The sequence below is a fragment of the Shimia sp. genome, assembly GCF_965227725.1.
GTDB lineage: Bacteria > Pseudomonadota > Alphaproteobacteria > Rhodobacterales > Rhodobacteraceae > Shimia.
In genome coordinates, this window is record NZ_CBDDGH010000006.1 from 142,292 (window position 1) to 157,965 (window position 15,674).

14 protein-coding genes and 2 riboswitches are annotated in these 15,674 nt (G+C 58.4%); of the genes, 7 read left to right on the forward strand and 7 right to left on the reverse strand.

Annotation, left to right across the window (positions count from 1 at the left end; genetic code table 11):
- The first annotated feature begins 194 nt into the window (after positions 1–194).
- The 7 genes from ACO07T_RS18620 (at position 195) to ACO07T_RS18650 (ending at position 6,493) form a co-directional block, all read left to right on the forward strand.
- Positions 195–1,499: a GMC oxidoreductase gene (locus tag ACO07T_RS18620; protein ID WP_422050623.1), complete on the forward strand. Its 1,305-nt coding sequence runs from the start codon at positions 195–197 to the stop codon at positions 1,497–1,499.
- Positions 1,496–1,921 carry a hypothetical protein gene (locus ACO07T_RS18625; RefSeq protein WP_209065524.1) on the forward strand — a complete coding sequence of 142 codons (426 nt, stop codon included), beginning with the start codon at positions 1,496–1,498 and terminating at the stop codon, positions 1,919–1,921. The genes ACO07T_RS18620 and ACO07T_RS18625 overlap by 4 nt, the downstream gene beginning before the upstream one ends.
- A gap of 168 nt (positions 1,922–2,089) precedes the next feature.
- Positions 2,090–2,279: riboswitch (cobalamin riboswitch) on the forward strand.
- Between the two features lie 83 nt (positions 2,280–2,362).
- Complete coding sequence (nrdH, locus tag ACO07T_RS18630) at positions 2,363–2,584, forward strand: glutaredoxin-like protein NrdH (RefSeq protein ID WP_209065525.1); 222 nt, start codon at positions 2,363–2,365, stop codon at positions 2,582–2,584.
- A gap of 5 nt (positions 2,585–2,589) precedes the next feature.
- Entirely contained in the window at positions 2,590–3,018 is a 429-nt protein-coding gene (gene nrdI / locus ACO07T_RS18635; protein WP_422050624.1) for a class Ib ribonucleoside-diphosphate reductase assembly flavoprotein NrdI, read from the forward strand.
- Positions 3,000–5,123 carry a class 1b ribonucleoside-diphosphate reductase subunit alpha gene (gene nrdE / locus ACO07T_RS18640; protein ID WP_422050625.1) on the forward strand — a complete coding sequence of 708 codons (2,124 nt, stop codon included), beginning with the start codon at positions 3,000–3,002 and terminating at the stop codon, positions 5,121–5,123. The genes nrdI and nrdE overlap by 19 nt, the downstream gene beginning before the upstream one ends.
- Before the next feature lie 12 nt (positions 5,124–5,135).
- Positions 5,136–6,107, forward strand: coding sequence for a class 1b ribonucleoside-diphosphate reductase subunit beta (nrdF, locus tag ACO07T_RS18645; protein ID WP_209088311.1), 972 nt, complete (start codon positions 5,136–5,138; stop codon positions 6,105–6,107).
- Positions 6,107–6,493 (forward strand): hypothetical protein, encoded by a 387-nt coding sequence (locus ACO07T_RS18650; RefSeq protein WP_422050626.1) that lies wholly within the window; start codon positions 6,107–6,109, stop codon positions 6,491–6,493. The genes nrdF and ACO07T_RS18650 overlap by 1 nt, the downstream gene beginning before the upstream one ends.
- A gap of 439 nt (positions 6,494–6,932) precedes the next feature.
- On the opposite strand, the gene ACO07T_RS18655 is transcribed toward ACO07T_RS18650, so the two are convergent.
- From ACO07T_RS18655 to ACO07T_RS18685, 7 genes are all read right to left on the reverse strand, one after another.
- Complete coding sequence (locus tag ACO07T_RS18655; RefSeq protein ID WP_209065531.1) at positions 6,933–8,012, reverse strand: hybrid-cluster NAD(P)-dependent oxidoreductase; 1,080 nt, start codon at positions 8,010–8,012, stop codon at positions 6,933–6,935.
- A 4-nt stretch (positions 8,013–8,016) separates the two neighbouring features.
- Positions 8,017–9,243, reverse strand: a complete 1,227-nt coding sequence (locus tag ACO07T_RS18660) for an aromatic ring-hydroxylating oxygenase subunit alpha (RefSeq protein WP_422050627.1) — start codon at positions 9,241–9,243, stop codon at positions 8,017–8,019.
- A 108-nt stretch (positions 9,244–9,351) separates the two neighbouring features.
- Positions 9,352–9,555, reverse strand: a riboswitch (cobalamin riboswitch).
- Between the two features lie 176 nt (positions 9,556–9,731).
- Positions 9,732–10,634, reverse strand: coding sequence for a nickel/cobalt transporter (locus ACO07T_RS18665; RefSeq protein WP_422050628.1), 903 nt, complete (start codon positions 10,632–10,634; stop codon positions 9,732–9,734).
- Positions 10,625–11,314 (reverse strand): DUF1007 family protein, encoded by a 690-nt coding sequence (locus tag ACO07T_RS18670; protein ID WP_422050629.1) that lies wholly within the window; start codon positions 11,312–11,314, stop codon positions 10,625–10,627. Before ACO07T_RS18670 ends, ACO07T_RS18665 begins: the two co-directional genes overlap by 10 nt.
- Positions 11,315–11,428: 114 nt before the next feature.
- A complete protein-coding gene (locus tag ACO07T_RS18675; RefSeq protein WP_422050630.1) occupies positions 11,429–12,064 on the reverse strand; it encodes a DUF1826 domain-containing protein in 636 nt (211 codons plus the stop codon).
- A complete protein-coding gene (locus ACO07T_RS18680; protein WP_422050631.1) occupies positions 12,061–13,272 on the reverse strand; it encodes a GTP-binding protein in 1,212 nt (403 codons plus the stop codon). Before ACO07T_RS18680 ends, ACO07T_RS18675 begins: the two co-directional genes overlap by 4 nt.
- Positions 13,273–13,734: 462 nt before the next feature.
- A complete protein-coding gene (locus ACO07T_RS18685; protein WP_422050632.1) occupies positions 13,735–15,666 on the reverse strand; it encodes a methyl-accepting chemotaxis protein in 1,932 nt (643 codons plus the stop codon).
- Positions 15,667–15,674 lie beyond the last annotated feature (8 nt).

Sequence of the window (15,674 nt, forward strand, 5' to 3'; positions counted from 1 at the left end):
CAAAGCTGAGTGGCGGATGCCTGAGTGCATCTGCCGCTTCTCTGTGCCCCGCGTGACATGTGTTTTGATCCAGACATAGGTGCCGAGTGAAACCAATTTCCGCTGCAGACGCTCAGAAGATATCCTGGGATGTCATCCTGGTTGGGACGAGCTTTGCCTCCTGTTTTTTTGCCTACAAGCTGAAAGGGCGCGGCTTGAGGGTTCTGTTTCTGGAGCGCGGTCCGTTTATTGATCACGACACCCAGCTGGAAACCCGCGTTCCGCATCCAACAGGCGGTGTAGCGCAGGAAAACAGCTCTGGCCAGCGCAAGGACTGGACCGTGCGGCATCAGTTTGGCGGCTGCTCAAACTGTTGGTGGGGGAACACGCCGCGTCTGCAGCCGAGCGATTTTGAGCTGTTTTCAAGATATGGCGTGGCGCTGGACTGGCCGGTGTCTTACGGCGACATCGAGCCTTACATGGTGGAAGCCGAGTATCTGATGGATATCGCTGGCTCTGATGAGGCCGGATATGCGCCCCGGAGTGCCCCGTTTCCGTTTCCGCCGCATGCGCCAACGCGGGCGGAGCGCAAGCTGTTTGCCCAAGAGCCAAGCTGGCAGCCGATGCCCTGTGCGCGATCCAATGGGGGGCGTCGCACCACCTGTTGTGTGTCTGGCGCCTGCAACCTGTGTCCGGTGGATGCAAAATTTACGATCCTCAATTCGCTGGAGCTGTTTGAGGATGAAGGGTTTCACTACCTGCTGGATGCGGAGTGCCGCACTGTGGAGACTGCTGCGGGGCTCGCCACCGGTGTTGTGGCGCAGACCACCGAACTGGGGCCGATCACCTTGCGGGCGGATTTTGTCGGGCTTGGGGCCAACCCGATCTTCAATTCGGCAATACTGCTGAGATCAGGCATCGGCTCTGATCTGGTGGGGCGTGGGCTGCATGAGCAGGTGGGCCAGTTTGTTTGGGTGAACATCCCGTTTGACAACTATTATGGCGGCACTTCGCTGACCGGGATGGGCTACGGATTTTACGATGGGGAGTTTCGTCGCGAGGCGGCGTCTGTTCTCATTGAAAGCTGGAATGCACCGCCGTCCTTGCGCCTTGAGAAAGGAAAATGGCTGCAACGCCTGAAGTTGAAGCTGGTGGCCGAAGATTTGCCGCAGGAACAGAACCGGCTTGTGTTGAAAGACGACGCGCCGACGATTTTGTGGTCCGGTCACAGCGCCTATGCCTATGCTGGCCTTGCGCGGGCGCGCGAGCGTGTGTCCTCTCTGATCCCGTTTGACCATGAGATTGTCGGGATCGGGGGCATTGAGCCGACGGAGGCGCATATTATCGGAGGCACGCCGATGGGTACGGACAGCACAACGGGTGTGGTGGACAAGAACCTACGGGTCTTTGGTGTCTCCAATTTGGCCTGTCTTGGGGCTGGGACTTTCACGACCGGGGCCGCCGCGAACCCGACGCTCACGTTGTCGGCGCTGTCGCTTTATGCGGGAGAGCAGCTATGAGTTTGAGGCGGCGCGCGTTTCTGGTGGGGGCAGCCGGTCTGGCGGGGGCGGTTCTGGTGCCTTTGACGCTAGGCGGCACCACGTCATTCCTGCGACGCACGCTGAAGGATCACTTTGGCCCTGAGGTTCTGGAGCTGGCGGGCATTGACGATTTTGTTGACGAGTTCGCCGCCTTGGCCGGGGAGGATGACCCGGCAAAGAAGATCGCGGCGGAGATGTATTTTGGCTGGCATGGGGATCGTGTGAAAATGATCGGCCCGGCCAAGGCGATGCAGGAACGGTTTCTTTTCACAATCCTGCACCGGAGCAATATCATCGCGGTTCAGCAAGGCCGCGCAACAGAGTTTGAATACGGGTCCGTTGATCCCTGGTCGCCGGTCTGTGGGCTCTATCTTTCCGCCTTCGCGGATGAAACGCTTTAGGTGAAGCGCCGGTGTGCGGCTGGCCATTTTTCTGAAGGTGATAAGATCTTGCGCCGGGATGGCGGTGGTGTGGATATCTTGGGCAGATATCCACAGAAACTTTGCATCCATCAACAATAAATCGAAGTCACAATGCCGCTATATATTGACACTATGTGGTGATCACACCCTATATGGAGGTGCTTCGGTTCTTTCGATTCCTGTCGAAGGCTAAGAGGGAAGCCGGTGAAATTCCGGCGCTGCCCCCGCAACTGTAAGCGGATAGCAAGGCTGAATATGCCACTGGGGGGCATCCTCGGGAAGGCCAGCCAAGCGTTGATCCGCGAGTCAGGAGACCTGCCGAAAGTGCAAAATGATGACCACGAACGGAGGGTTCGGGGGCGCGCAAGAGGTGGTGCTGCCACTCTGCGTCCTCGGCTTTGACAAAAAGAAAGAGGACAGATGAGCATCATCGTTTATTCCAAACCCGCTTGTGTACAATGCACCGCCACCACACGTGCGCTGGACGCCAAAGGCATCAGCTATGATGTGGTTGATTTGACGCAAGACGACAGCGCGCTGAGCCATGTGACCGAGCTGGGCTATCGTCAGGCGCCAGTGGTTGTGGCAGGTGCGGATCACTGGTCAGGCTTCCGTCCGGACATGATCGCTCAGCTGGCCTAAGGGAGATGAGCCGCCAATTTCCGGCGCTTGTCTACTATTCCTCAAAATCGGGCAACACCCACCGGTTTGTGACGCGGCTTGGTATTGAAGCCGCGCGCATCTCGGAGGATCCCGACGCGCCGCTCCCTGACCCCAAAGAAGCCTTTGTTCTGATCTGTCCGACCTATGCGGACGGGCAGGGGCGGGGGGCTGTGCCCAAACAGGTAATCCGTTTTCTAAACGACGCCACCAAACGCGCCCGCCTTGTGGGGGTGATTGCCAGCGGCAATCGCAACTTTGGCGCCACCTACGGGTTGGCCGGGCGCGTCATCGCCGAAAAATGCAATGTCCCGCTGCTCTACACGTTCGAGCTGGCTGGCACCGAAACTGATATTTCCCGCGTCCGTGCGGGGCTGGAAAAGATTGGGAGACCGCTATGCTCGACAGCACAGTGAACGAGCAGGACTATCACGCACTCAATGCGATGCTGAATCTGTATGACGCGGATGGCAACATCCGCTTTGACGCGGATCGCATGGCGGCGCGTCAGTATTTCCTGCAGCATGTGAACCAGAACACCGTTTTCTTCCACTCGCTGGATGAAAAGCTCGGCTATCTGGTGAAAGAGGGCTACTATGAAGAAGCGGTTCTGGATCAGTATTCCAAGAACTTCATGCGCGCGATCTGGGACGCAGCCTATGCCAAGAAATTCCGGTTCCCGACCTTCCTCGGCGCCTTCAAATATTACACCTCCTACACGCTAAAAACCCGTGACGGGCAGCGCTTCTTGGAGCGCTATGAGGACCGCGTGGTGATGACCTCTCTGGCACTGGCGCGCGGGGATGAAGATCAGGCCATGGCCTTTATGGAGGAGATTCTGGAGGGCCGTTTCCAGCCGGCCACGCCGACCTTCCTGAACGCGGGCAAGGCCTCCCGTGGCGAGCTGATCTCCTGCTTTTTGCTGCGTCTGGAAGACAATATGGAAAGCATCGGCCGCGGCATCAACTCTGCGCTGCAGCTCTCCAAGCGTGGCGGCGGTGTGGCGCTTCTGCTCACCAACATCCGCGAGCACGGCGCGCCGATCAAAGGCATTGAAAACCAGTCTTCCGGCGTGATCCCGGTGATGAAGCTTCTGGAAGACAGCTTCTCTTATGCCAACCAGCTGGGCGCACGTCAGGGCGCAGGCGCGGTCTATCTGAACGCGCACCACCCAGACATCATGCGTTTTCTGGACACCAAGCGTGAAAACGCGGATGAGAAAATCCGCATCAAGACGCTTTCGCTGGGCGTGGTGATCCCCGACATCACCTTTGAGCTCGCCAAGAAAAACGCCGACATGTACCTGTTCTCTCCGCATGATGTGGAGAAGGTCTATGGCGTGCCTTTCTCTGAAATCTCGGTGACCGAGAAATACAATGAGATGGTCGAAGACAAGCGCATTCGCAAATCCAAAGTGAACGCGCGCGAATTCTTCCAGACCATCGCCGAAATCCAGTTTGAGAGCGGCTATCCCTATGTGATGTTTGAGGACACGGTGAACCGGATGAACCCGATTGAGGGCCGGATCAACATGTCCAACCTCTGCTCGGAGATCCTGCAGGTGAATGAGGCGTCCGAGTTCAACGAAGACCTCGGCTATGCCAAGATGGGCAGCGATATTTCCTGTAACCTCGGCTCGCTCAACATCGCCAAGACCATGGACGGCAAAGATCTGGGCCGCACCGTGGGCGCCGCGATCCGTGCGCTGACCGCCGTATCTGAGATGTCCGCGATCGACTCCGTGCCTTCGGTGCGCAAAGGCAATGATGACAGCCACGCCATCGGCCTTGGCCAGATGAACCTGCATGGCTTTCTTGCGCGTGAGCACATTCACTATGGCAGCCCGGAAGGCATTGAATTCACATCGGTTTACTTTGCCGCTGTGGCTTTCCACGCGCTGCGCACCTCCTGTGATCTGGCGCAGGAACGCAAGGCGTCCTTCAAGGGGTTTGAGCGTTCTGACTATGCCTCCGGTGTGTTCTTTGACAAATACACCGAGCAGGACTGGCTGCCGGAAAGCGATAAGGTGAAAGCGCTGTTTGACGGTGTGGATCTGCCCACCCGTGAGGATTGGGCCGCGCTGAAGGCTGACGTGATGAAACACGGGCTGTTCAACCGCAACCTTCAGGCGGTGCCGCCAACCGGCTCGATCTCCTACATCAACAACTCGACTTCCTCGATCCACCCGATTGTGTCCAAGATCGAGATCCGCAAAGAGGGCAAAATCGGCCGCGTCTACTATCCGGCCGCCTTCATGAACAACGAGAACCTCGAGTACTACCGCGACGCCTATGAAATCGGGCCCGAGGCGCTGATTGATACCTATGCGGCGGCCACCGAACATGTGGATCAGGGCCTGTCGTTGACCCTGTTCTTCCCGGCCGAAGCCACCACGCGCGACATCAACCGCGCGCAGATCTACGCCTGGAAAAAAGGCATCAAAACAATCTATTACGTGCGTCTGCGCCAGGAGGCCCTTGAGGGCACCGAGGTGCAGGGCTGCGTATCCTGCTCGCTGTAAGGGAAGCCTGACATGAAAGACATGATCGAAACCCGCATCCCACGTGCCATCAACTGGAACCGTCTGGAGGACGACAAGGACCTTGAGGTCTGGAACCGCCTGACAGTCAACTTCTGGCTGCCGGAGAAAGTGCCGCTCTCTAACGACATCCCAAGCTGGGGTACGCTGACGGAGCATGAAAAACAGCTCACCATCCGCGTGTTCACAGGCCTGACACTGCTGGATACCATCCAGAACTCCGTGGGCGCGCCAGCGCTGATGCCGGATGCGATCACCCCGCATGAAGAGGCGGTGCTGACCAATATCGCCTTCATGGAAGCGGTGCATGCGCGAAGTTATTCCTCCATCTTTTCAACCCTTTGCTCCACCAAAGAGATTGATGAAGCGTTCCGCTGGTCTGAGGAGAACCCGCATTTGCAAGCCAAGGCCAAAGCGATCCTCGATACCTATGCGCCGGGCAATGACCCGCTGAAGCGCAAGATTGCTTCGGTGTTCCTTGAGAGCTTCCTGTTCTATTCGGGCTTCTATCTGCCAATGTATTGGTCGAGCCGCGCCAAGCTGACCAACACCGCCGATCTGATCCGCCTGATCATCCGTGATGAAGCGGTGCATGGCTATTACATCGGCTACAAATTCCAGCGCGGCTATGAGCAGCTCGATGAGGCCGGACAGCAGGAGCTGAAGGATTATGCCTTTGGTCTGATGTTTGAGCTTTACGGGATTGAGAACCAATACACCGAAGAGCTCTATGACGAGCTGGGCCTCACTGAGGATGTGAAGGTCTTCCTGCATTACAACGCCAACAAAGCCCTGCAGAACCTCGGCTTTGAAGCGCTGTTCCCGCCGGAAGTGTCAGAGGTGAACCCCGCCATTCTGGCCGCCCTCAGCCCGGACAGCGAAAACCACGACTTCTTCTCCGGCTCGGGCTCTTCTTATGTGATCGGCAAAGCGGTCGCGACCGAAGACGAAGACTGGGATTTCTGATGTCCCGCGACACGCTGGCGCTTGTGAAGGAATGGCATGAGGCCTTTGATGTGCCCGTGGTGGACACACCTGCCATTCCCCACGCGCGCGCGGTGATGCGGCAGGACATTCTCGAAGAAGAGGTCGCCGAGCTGCGCGCCGCCATTGCGGCCGGGGATATGGTCGAGGTGCTCGATGCACTTTGTGACATTCAATATGTGTTGGATGGCACCTTTCTGGAATTCGGTCTGCACAGCCTGAAACCCGCCGCCGTGGAGGAGGTGCATGCCTCCAACATGTCCAAGTTGGGTGCCGACGGCCGCCCTGTGCTGCGCGCAGATGGCAAGGTGCTGAAAGGGCCGGATTTTCGGCGGCCTGATCTGGGGCGGGTTTTGAAAGACGGGTGAGGTTGGGTTTGGTTGGGCAGATAGTCGACCCTTGACCATAATAACCAAATAGACGCTTGAGTATCTTCCTTGAAATCTGAAATGCACGATTTCCACCAGCGCGCAGGCGGCGAAGCCGACCAGCCCCCGACCCTCCCCGTTTTGCCGGAGGCAAACCTCTGGTTTGACGGGAGGGGGCTTCACCCCCACCCAGGGTCGCGGGCTGGCCTATCTGACCTAATAAAGTCGTTGCCGATTTGTTGGGCGATGATCTAACTCCCGTTATGGATCCAGTCTATGCTGCATCAATGACCGGAAATTGCGTGAATAGCGTTCAGCTGGGAGCCCAAAATCTTATCGGGATGCAAACTACAGATTTGCACTGGTCTCCCTTCGCCCTCCCCACAAAAAAAGCCCGACATGTCTGCCGGGCCTTTCTTTGAGCCCGAGAGCGGGGGGCTCAGACCTCTACTGCCACTTTTCCAATCGGGTTGGAGCAGCAGGCGAGGATGTAGCCGGCTTCGATATCGTCGTCCGAAATGCCGCCGTTGTGGACCATATGCACCTCGCCTTCGGTCTTTTTGACCTTGCAGGTGCCACAGACGCCGAAAGTGCAGCCTGAGGGGATGTTGAGCCCGACCGAGCGCGCGGCGGCGAGTACGGTTTCGGTCTCGGCCACTTTTGCGGTGACGTCCGAGGTGGCGAAATGGATTTCCGCCTTGCTGTCCTCATCGGGCACCACATCATCCAGCGCGGGCTGTTCGGCTTCGGTTTCCACCGGCGCGCCAAAGCTCTCCTGATGGTAGTTGTCCATGTCAAAGCCCAGACCGGCCAGCGCTTCGCGCACCGCGGTCATGAAGGGCTCCGGCCCGCAGCAGTAGACCTCGCGGTCAAGATAATCCGGCGCCATCAGGCCCAGCATCAGCTGGTTGAACTGCCCCTGATAGCCCGTCCATGGGCGGTAGGGATCGGGCTCTTCGACCACAAATTTGAGATCCAGTCCGGGGGTGCGGCTGGCCATCTGTTCGAGACGCTGGCGGAAGATGATTTCCGAGGGGCGTTTGGCGCAGTTGATGAAAACGGCGTCCAGTTCCTGACCTTCGTCCCACATGCAGGTGGTCATCGACATCATGGGGGTGACGCCGGAACCTGCCGAGATGAAGAGAAATTTCTTCGCCGTGCTGCCCGCATTGGTGAAGAGGCCTGCTGGTCCCAGGGCTCTCAGGCGCATGCCGGGGCGCAGGTTGTCGAGCATCCAGCGGGTGCCGATGCTGTCAGGCTGCGCCTTTGCGGTGATGGTGATCGAGCGCGGGCGTGAGGGCGAGGAGGAGATCGTGTAGGTGCGGTGCACCACGCCTCCCGGCTGGCCCGGTGCGGGGATTTCCAAGGTCAGGAACTGCCCCGGATCATAGGCGAAGAGGGCGCCCGATGGGGCGCGGAAGGTGAAGCTCGCAGTGTTGGGCATTTCCGGCACGATGGAGACACATTCCAGCATCTCGTTGTCCTGCCAAACAGTTGCGGTGGTCTGAAGATCTTTCATCACATCACTCCGCGGCAAGGGTGTTTGGGGTCAGGTGGCTGGCCAGTTTGGCGCAGTACCATTCAACAAACTGCAGCACGCCGGATTCCTGCGTGGGAGAGTAGGGGCCGGGCACATAGGCTGGGCTGTTGATGCCCTGCTGGTTGTCCTCGACCACGCGGCGGTCTTCATCGTTGGTGGCCATCCAAACTTCGGTCAGGCGCTTGAGATCATAATCCCGGCCTTCCACCGCGTCTTTGTGTACCAGCCATTTGGTGGTCACTTCGGTCTCTGTGGGGCTGATCGGGGTGACGCGGAAGACGATGGAATGGTCCGCGAGGAAGTGGTTCCAGGTTGTCGGGTAGTGGAACTGCAGCAAGGCACCAGCATCGGAAAACGGCACGCGGCCCAGCCATGGACGCACGGCGGTTTTGCCATCCATCGTATAGCTTTCCGCGCCTTCTTTGAGCGGCATGCGCGCCACGCGGTATTGGCCCTCTTCGCTGAGGTGGAAGTTGGAGGGCAGGCCAGCGGCTTCGCAGCGGTCAAAATGGGCTTGCAGGTGGTCAGGTGTTTCGCCGCCTTCGCCAATGCCGGTCACGCTGGGATCATCGGGGTAGGTGCGGCACAGGGCCGGGTGGTTGCCGCCACAGTGGTAACATTCGCGGTTGTTTTCCCAGACCAGCTTCCAGTTGCCGTTTTCGACAATGGAGCTTTCGAACGCCACTTTGGCATTGCCCAGATCATGGGCCTCCAGATAGGGGCGCACGGTTTCGGCGAAGGGCGCGAAATCAGGGGCTTCGTCTGCCAGACAGATGTAGACGAGACCGGCGAGTTCCTGACAATGTACGGTTTTCAGGCCATGTTGCTTGGGGTCAAAATCCGGCCCCATGTCACGCGCCCAAAGGAGCGAGCCGTCCAGCTCGTAGGTCCACTGGTGGTAGGGGCAGACCAGCTTGGGCGCATGGCCCTTGGCGGCTTTGCAGATCACCGAGCCGCGATGGCGGCAGGTGTTGTGAAAGGCGCGGATCTGATTGTCGGCACCGCGCACAATGATGACGCGGTAAGCCCCGACATTGTAGGTGACGTAGCTGCCTGCTTTCTCCAATTCGCAGGACGGAATGGCAAACAGCCACTCGCGATAGTGGATGGCATCAAGGTCGGTCTGAAAGATCTCGGGATCTGTATAGAAGGCTTGCTCTAGAGCATGACCCGGATTTCGACGCGCCAATAGGGTGTGAATGTTATTCAAATCTGGCTCTCCTGCCGCACCCCGCGGCCTTGCTTGGGGCAGATGGCACAGAGGCTTGCGCAGGCGGGATGAGGATCGCGCCCTGACAGAAGCCTCCACCGCCACCCGCGGTTTGACGTTTGCAAGGCTGGTTTCCGGACTTCGAAGCGGCTTTCACCTGGTTTTGGCACCTTCCCGGGATCCTCCTCCCAGTGGTCGTTTGCCTAACCTCACCTTCGTTACCGTTGCGGGGGCAGTGCCGGTATTTCACCGGCTTCCCAATTCTCCATTGCCGGACAAACCGGCAACAGCACCTCACGCCCGCAAGATATTTTGAAGTCGGATTGCCTCTAAAATTTTTGCGACCTTTCCGGTTGCAAAACAGACATTGGTTCGATCAGGGGTGAATTTTCGAAAGAAGCCGTGGGATTTTCTGAAAAAATGATGCGCAGGATGGGCGGGTTTCGGCCAAAAGATGCGCATCTGGGCCTTTGCGGGGCGTAGGGGCTTTAGAATGTGAAGCCGAGCAGGCCGAGGCTGAAGATCAGGATCATCAGGCCGGTCAACATCTGCAGCGCAGGCAGCATGGTGGCCACGCCGTGCAGGGAGCCCGATGACATCACAGCCAAGCGCCGGGCGGCAGTGCTTGAGACCGCCACAAGACTTGTCAGGGCGGCGGTGCCCAGCCCCATAACCACAACGGCCAAAGCGCCGGCGGTTTTGATGTCCATTTGCCACGCGATGACCAGCAGGAAAACGGCGCCCGTGCAGGGCCGGATGGCAATGCTGAGGATCAGCGCGATGGCCTCTCTGAAAGATGTGAGGCGGGCGGCTTCCTCAGCCGTGGGGCCATGGGTGTGACCGCAGCCGCAGTCATCATGAGCGTGGTCATGGGAGTGTTCATGGTGGTGGCTATGCTTGGCTGTGCTTTTGGGAAGGGCGCGCGCACCCCGCCAGATGATCGCGAGTCCCACACAGGAAATGGCGAGATAGCTGGCCGGGGCCAGAATGTCCTCGGTCCACCCCGTCATCTGTTGCGCGCTGGCCTGCACAATGGAGAAGCCGCCATAGACCAGGATGATCGCCCAAAGCGCTTGTGCGAGGCTGGAGGCCACGGCGAGTGACAGCAGGCGCGTGGCGGAGACTTCGGTACCGAGCCCCACACCGCCAACGAGATATTTGCCGTGCCCCGGCCCCAGCGCATGCACAAAGCCATAAGCCGCGGTCGCGCTGAGAAGCGCAAAATAAGCGCCCGGCTCGCCCATTTTCAAAGCACGGACTGTTCCGGCCATCTGGTTTTGAAATCCACGCTGCGCCTCAACCGCCCAAGCGGTGACCGATGAGAAGTCCACCAGCCAGAAGACCGCAAGCGCCAGAGCTGCGATCACGCAGAAAGACAGTATCACGCGCATATGAGGATGATCCTATCGGCAAATTCCTTGCCTACATTGGGGATGCTTGGGGTCTCTTCCCGGCTGAGCAGCGCCAATGAGGCTTGCAGGCTGTTGTTCTTTAGCGCGGGGTTGAAGGGGATCACCTCTGCGCGGCACCCTTCTGCGGGGCCCAAAAGTTCGGGTGTGTCGGTGATGGAGAATGCAAAGAAATATGTGGACTCATAAAAAGCGACCTCTGCCGGGGAAGCGCCCAGCGGGAGCGCCGTTTTGAGGTCGCGTGTGAAGGTGAGCTGCAAGCGCCCGTCAATTAGCTGTGCATCGAGATCTTTGGGCCAATCGAGAGAAACACGTTCGCCATGCACTGACAAATGGGCGGAGCCGTTGAAATCCAGAGGCCAATTGCTTCTGATGCGGATGAGTTCTTGTCGGTCCGCTTCATCCAAAGAGCCTTCGGCGTTGAGAGACATGTCGTAGGAGGACAGTATGTAGAGCGTCTCAAAGGCATCGTAGAGCCAGGTGACGTTGAGGGCAGTCAGGCGGTTTTCCGCGTCAAACACGAAATCCACGCCGCCGTCGACAAAGACATGCGGATGCGCCTTGGCTTGCGGGCTGAACCCGAAGAGCAGGCAGCAGAGTGCCGTGACCAGAACATTGTGTCGAAGCGCAGTGAAGGCGCGTCGCGAAGGAAGATGTCTCAAGACGGTATCGCCTCAGTCCTTGTGGGTGCATGTGATGAGAGGTCTCTGGACCTCTTGTCGCCTAATATCTCTCAGGTTGCGACGTGATCAAAGCCTTCTTAGGGGCAAGCGTGATCAAATTTCCTTTTCCAGATCAAAGACCGGGTCCAAGACCAGCACAGAGCGTGTTTCTCCGGTGCCTTCGATGGGAGGCGAACGGTGGAGCAAACCGGATTGCGGGGTTTCCGGCCAGAGCGTGCCGCGCATGACGATGGGCGCGCCGGTGGGAACTGTGAACACCCGGTTTGGCTCTTCGCCGTTGGGAGAGATCCCATATTGCGTTCCGGTGCCGCGATAGGTGCAGACGAGGCGGGCCGTCACTGCATCTATGTGGAAACGACGGCAGGCGTTGGTGGTGATGATGTCAAAGCGTAACCGCAGATACGGGGCGTTCAGGATATTGGCAAAGACCATCGCCGTCTCTGAAGCGTCCTCGATCAGAAGCGCGCGTTCCGGACAGTCGGGCGTTCCTGAAAGGGCACAGACCTGCAACAACGTGTCTTTCACCCGATCCGGCCGCAGGACCACCCGCGTTTTTGGCAGGTGATCAGGGGAAAGTGATCGCATCCATGTTGTCAGCTCCGGCGCCATTTGCCGCCGCCAGAGCACGGCGGCGCAGCCGGGATGGTGAATGGCAGAGAGGGCCGCCAGGTTTGGGGCTAAGCCAACACCAATCGCCGCGTCTTTCACCACTTCGCGTGAGACACTCATGCCACCTCCTCAACGCGGCGCCAGCCGGGGAAGGGATCCGGCATGTCCAGTGGGAGCGCCTCTGGTCCGGCTGCGATCACGGGCAGCAAGCAGCCATCAAGCTTGGCCTTAAGCGCAGGCCAGTCGATGTTTGCACCAATGAACACCAGTTCCTGACGGCGATCACCCCATGGTTCCACCCAATGCTGTTCTAAATACGCTTGCGCGGACGCATGTTCGGGCCAGCGCTCTTTGGGCACGGTGGCCCACCAGGTGCCCATGGGTTTCACGCTGGACAGCGCGCCTGCCAGCGAGAATTCCGCAACCCATTCCGGACGGGTGGCAATCCAGAAGTGGCCTTTGGCGCGGATCACACCCGGCATTTCGCCATTGAGAACCGCGAGAATTTTCTCCGGAATGAAAGGTTGGCGGGCGCGGTACACATAGCTTGTGACGCCGTATTCTTCGGTTTCGGGCACGTGATCGGCAAAACCGTAAAGCTCTTTGGCCCACATGGGATGTTCGTGTGCTTTGTCAAAATCAAACAGGCCGGTATCGAGAATTTTCTCTGCGGCCACGTCGGAGTGGTTGGTCTCAAGGATTTCGGCATCCGCATTGAGGCTACGGATGATTTTGCGGGCGGCATCGACCTGTTCAGGCGTCGCATCGGCCACTTTGTTCAGGATCACCACATCAGCAAATTCCATCTGATCGGTCAGCAGGTGCACCAATGTGCGCTCATCTTCCTCGCCCATGACCTCGCCGCGATCGCGTAGAAAGTCGTGGCTGGAGAAGTCTTTAAGCAGGTTGACCGCGTCCACAACGGTGACCATCGTGTCCAGCCGGGCAACGTCAGAGAGGCTTTCGCCGTATTCATCGCGAAAATCAAAGGTTGCGGCGACCGGGAGTGGTTCGGCAATGCCGGTGGACTCGATCAGCAGGTAGTCAAAGCGGCCTTCAGCAGCGAGGCGGCGCACCTCGTCGAGCAGATCATCACGTAGGGTGCAGCAGATGCAGCCGTTGGACATTTCAACCAGCGTTTCCTCGGTACGGCTAAGTTCGGTGTCGGCGCGCACGAGATCGGCGTCGATGTTCACCTCGGACATGTCGTTGACAATGACAGCCACGCGACGCCCCTCGCGATTGTTCAGAACGCGGTTGAGCAGGGTTGTCTTGCCGGCGCCCAGAAATCCGGAGAGGACGGTGACGGGAAGGCGTGTGTCGCGCATGAAGGGACCTCATCTGTGTTGGTGCCAGAGCTGGCGGGTGGTGACGGTTGGTTGGCCAAAAAGGGGAGGGCAATTTCAGGAAGGCATGTGAGGCGAGGCGGTTTGGACATACCGGGGCCGACGCAGGCATTTAGGGGGTCTGTATGTGCTCCGAATTTGCTGACTCTCCAGATCGCGGAGATGTAACGTTATACTATAACATTGCGCAAGGAGCTTTTTTGACCTGGCGCGATTCTCGCGGTGACTGCGCCAGCACGCCCCGCATCAAACAAACGATGGGGCTAAGAGTTTGGTTTTTCAATTGAATTGACAGCGGGAGAGGTTCTTGCACCTCCCGGTCTCGGTGTCTTTGACACCAAGCTTGAGCGGAGGATTGCCACTTTGCATCAGTCGCATACAGGCGACAGCAGGGTAGGTGGCCCCTTTCGGGAGGGGCCGCCCGATGAATTTGGTAGATGCGCCTTAGGCTGCGTTTGCCACCGACTGTTCTGAAGCGTTTGAGAGTGCGTCAGTTTGAAAAAAGCGCACCAATTGTTCCAAGTTGCTCACATCTGAGGCGACCATTTGAATCGCGGCGGTCGCTTCTTCGACCATGGCGGCGTTCTTTTGGGTCATGTTGTCCAGCTGGGACATACCGACGTTGATTTCATCAAGCCCGACGGACTGCTCTGACGCGCCTTCTGCGATGCCTGAAATCAATTGCGTGATCTCGTTGACGCGGGTCGAGATGCCGTTGATTGCTTCGCCCGCCTGGCTGACGAGGTCGACGCCATTTTCGATCTGATGCGCGCTGTCTTTGATGCGGGCATTGATCTGCAATGCGGCGTTGGCAGATTTGAGCGCCAAGGCACGCACTTCGGATGCCACAACCGCAAAGCCTCTGCCTGCCTCACCGGCACGGGCTGCTTCTACGCCCGCGTTAAGAGCCAAGAGGTTGGTCTGGAACGCAATGTCATCAATCACACCGATGATCTGAGAGATCTCATCAGAGGTGTGCTGCAGGTTGGTCATGGCCTCAACCGCATCATGGACCACTTTGCTGCTTTCCTGGGCCTGTTGTTGCGCACCGAGTGTGTTTTCCTCGACGCTGCGGGCATTGTCGGCCGTGGTGCGGACGGTTTCTGTCATCGTGGCGAGCGCGGCGGCGGTCTCTTCCAAGGTCACAGCCTGGCTTTCGGTTCGATGGGCGAGGCCTGTGGAGGCCTGATTGATTTCAGACGCGCCGTTGGAGATGGAAATCGTGGAGTCGACAACCTGACGCACGGTTTCTGATAGCCGCTCAATGGCGTTGTTAAAGTCATGTCCGAGCTGCTGATAGCCTTCGGGAAGCTCGTGCGCGATGCGCGCAGAAAGGTCGCCTTGTGACAGTTGGGACAGTCCGGACCCGATGGCGTCCACTGCGGACTTTTGTTCGGCAAAGCGCTGCTCTGCCTCTTCTTGTTGAAGTTGCTGCTGCTGCTCAATGCGCGTGCCAAAAGCGGAGACCGCATTCAGAATGTCGCCAATTTCATCGTTGCGTGTGGCTGTATCCGCGCTCTGTTCTGCGCTCTCTTGCTGTCCGGCCTGCTCAATGCGTGCAGGGACGGCGCGAATGGGGCGAATGATCCCGAAATGAACTGACACCAGGGCGGCTGTGGCAGCGACAAAGGCTGTTATTGCCAAGGCGATGTAGGACAGGGTTTCCCGCTGTTTCTGATCCGCCTTGGCCGCTGCGATTTGCGCCTCGGTCACCTCGGATTGCACCAGCATCAAACGGTCAGACAGGGCTGAGAACTGGATGCTGGCCTCATCGAGGCTGCGGCGCAGCGCTTTGGTTTTTAAAAGCTCTTCGAACCGAAAGTTGTTGCGAGCGGCTTGAAAATCTCCAGCGCTGGCCAGCCGGAGGGTGCGGCTGTTTGAAACGGTATAGAGCGATGCAAGGCGATCAATTTGCCCTGCGGCTCTGGTCAGATAGAGGATGTGCTTTTCCAACTGTTCGGTTGGCAAGCCCGTGCGTTCGATGGCGGAGGCAAAACCGATGATGCCTTTCAGATAGGCCCGAATTGATTTTTGCAGGTCCGCGCGTTTTGCGGCCTCGTCTTCAGGGGCGAAGCGATCAGCCGTCAGGTTGGCGCGGCGGGTGTTTTCCATCTGAACCATGGCGCGGTTGATGTTCAGCAGAGCGTTGGTGACGTTGTTGCTGTTTTGCGTGAGCAAGCGATTGCTGTCTACGATGAGGGATTTTTGTGACAGGAGGCCTGAGGATTGCACATGGGCGTTCCAGATTGAAATCACCACGATGGCGGACAAGAGGATCATCGGCCCGATGACCCAGGCTAGAATCCGTGTGGCCAGCCGCATCTGGAACTTTCCGGTGAAGGGGCGTTTTCCGGAGGTTACATTCGAAATTTTCATATTTCTGG

Bases quoted from the DNA above. Each gene is read 5' to 3' on its own strand.
- nrdI (WP_422050624.1), top strand. From the start codon at position 2,590: ATGAGCCGCCAATTTCCGGCGCTTGTCTACTATTCCTCAAAATCGGGC.
- ACO07T_RS18665 (WP_422050628.1), bottom strand. From the start codon at position 10,634: ATGCGCGTGATACTGTCTTTCTGCGTGATCGCAGCTCTGGCGCTTGCG.
- ACO07T_RS18685 (WP_422050632.1), bottom strand. From the start codon at position 15,666: ATGAAAATTTCGAATGTAACCTCCGGAAAACGCCCCTTCACCGGAAAG.
- ACO07T_RS18680 (WP_422050631.1), bottom strand. From the start codon at position 13,272: ATGCGCGACACACGCCTTCCCGTCACCGTCCTCTCCGGATTTCTGGGC.
- ACO07T_RS18625 (WP_209065524.1), top strand. From the start codon at position 1,496: ATGAGTTTGAGGCGGCGCGCGTTTCTGGTGGGGGCAGCCGGTCTGGCG.
- ACO07T_RS18675 (WP_422050630.1), bottom strand. From the start codon at position 12,064: ATGAGTGTCTCACGCGAAGTGGTGAAAGACGCGGCGATTGGTGTTGGC.
- nrdH (WP_209065525.1), top strand. From the start codon at position 2,363: ATGAGCATCATCGTTTATTCCAAACCCGCTTGTGTACAATGCACCGCC.
- nrdF (WP_209088311.1), top strand. From the start codon at position 5,136: ATGAAAGACATGATCGAAACCCGCATCCCACGTGCCATCAACTGGAAC.
- ACO07T_RS18655 (WP_209065531.1), bottom strand. From the start codon at position 8,012: ATGAAAGATCTTCAGACCACCGCAACTGTTTGGCAGGACAACGAGATG.
- nrdE (WP_422050625.1), top strand. From the start codon at position 3,000: ATGCTCGACAGCACAGTGAACGAGCAGGACTATCACGCACTCAATGCG.
- ACO07T_RS18650 (WP_422050626.1), top strand. From the start codon at position 6,107: ATGTCCCGCGACACGCTGGCGCTTGTGAAGGAATGGCATGAGGCCTTT.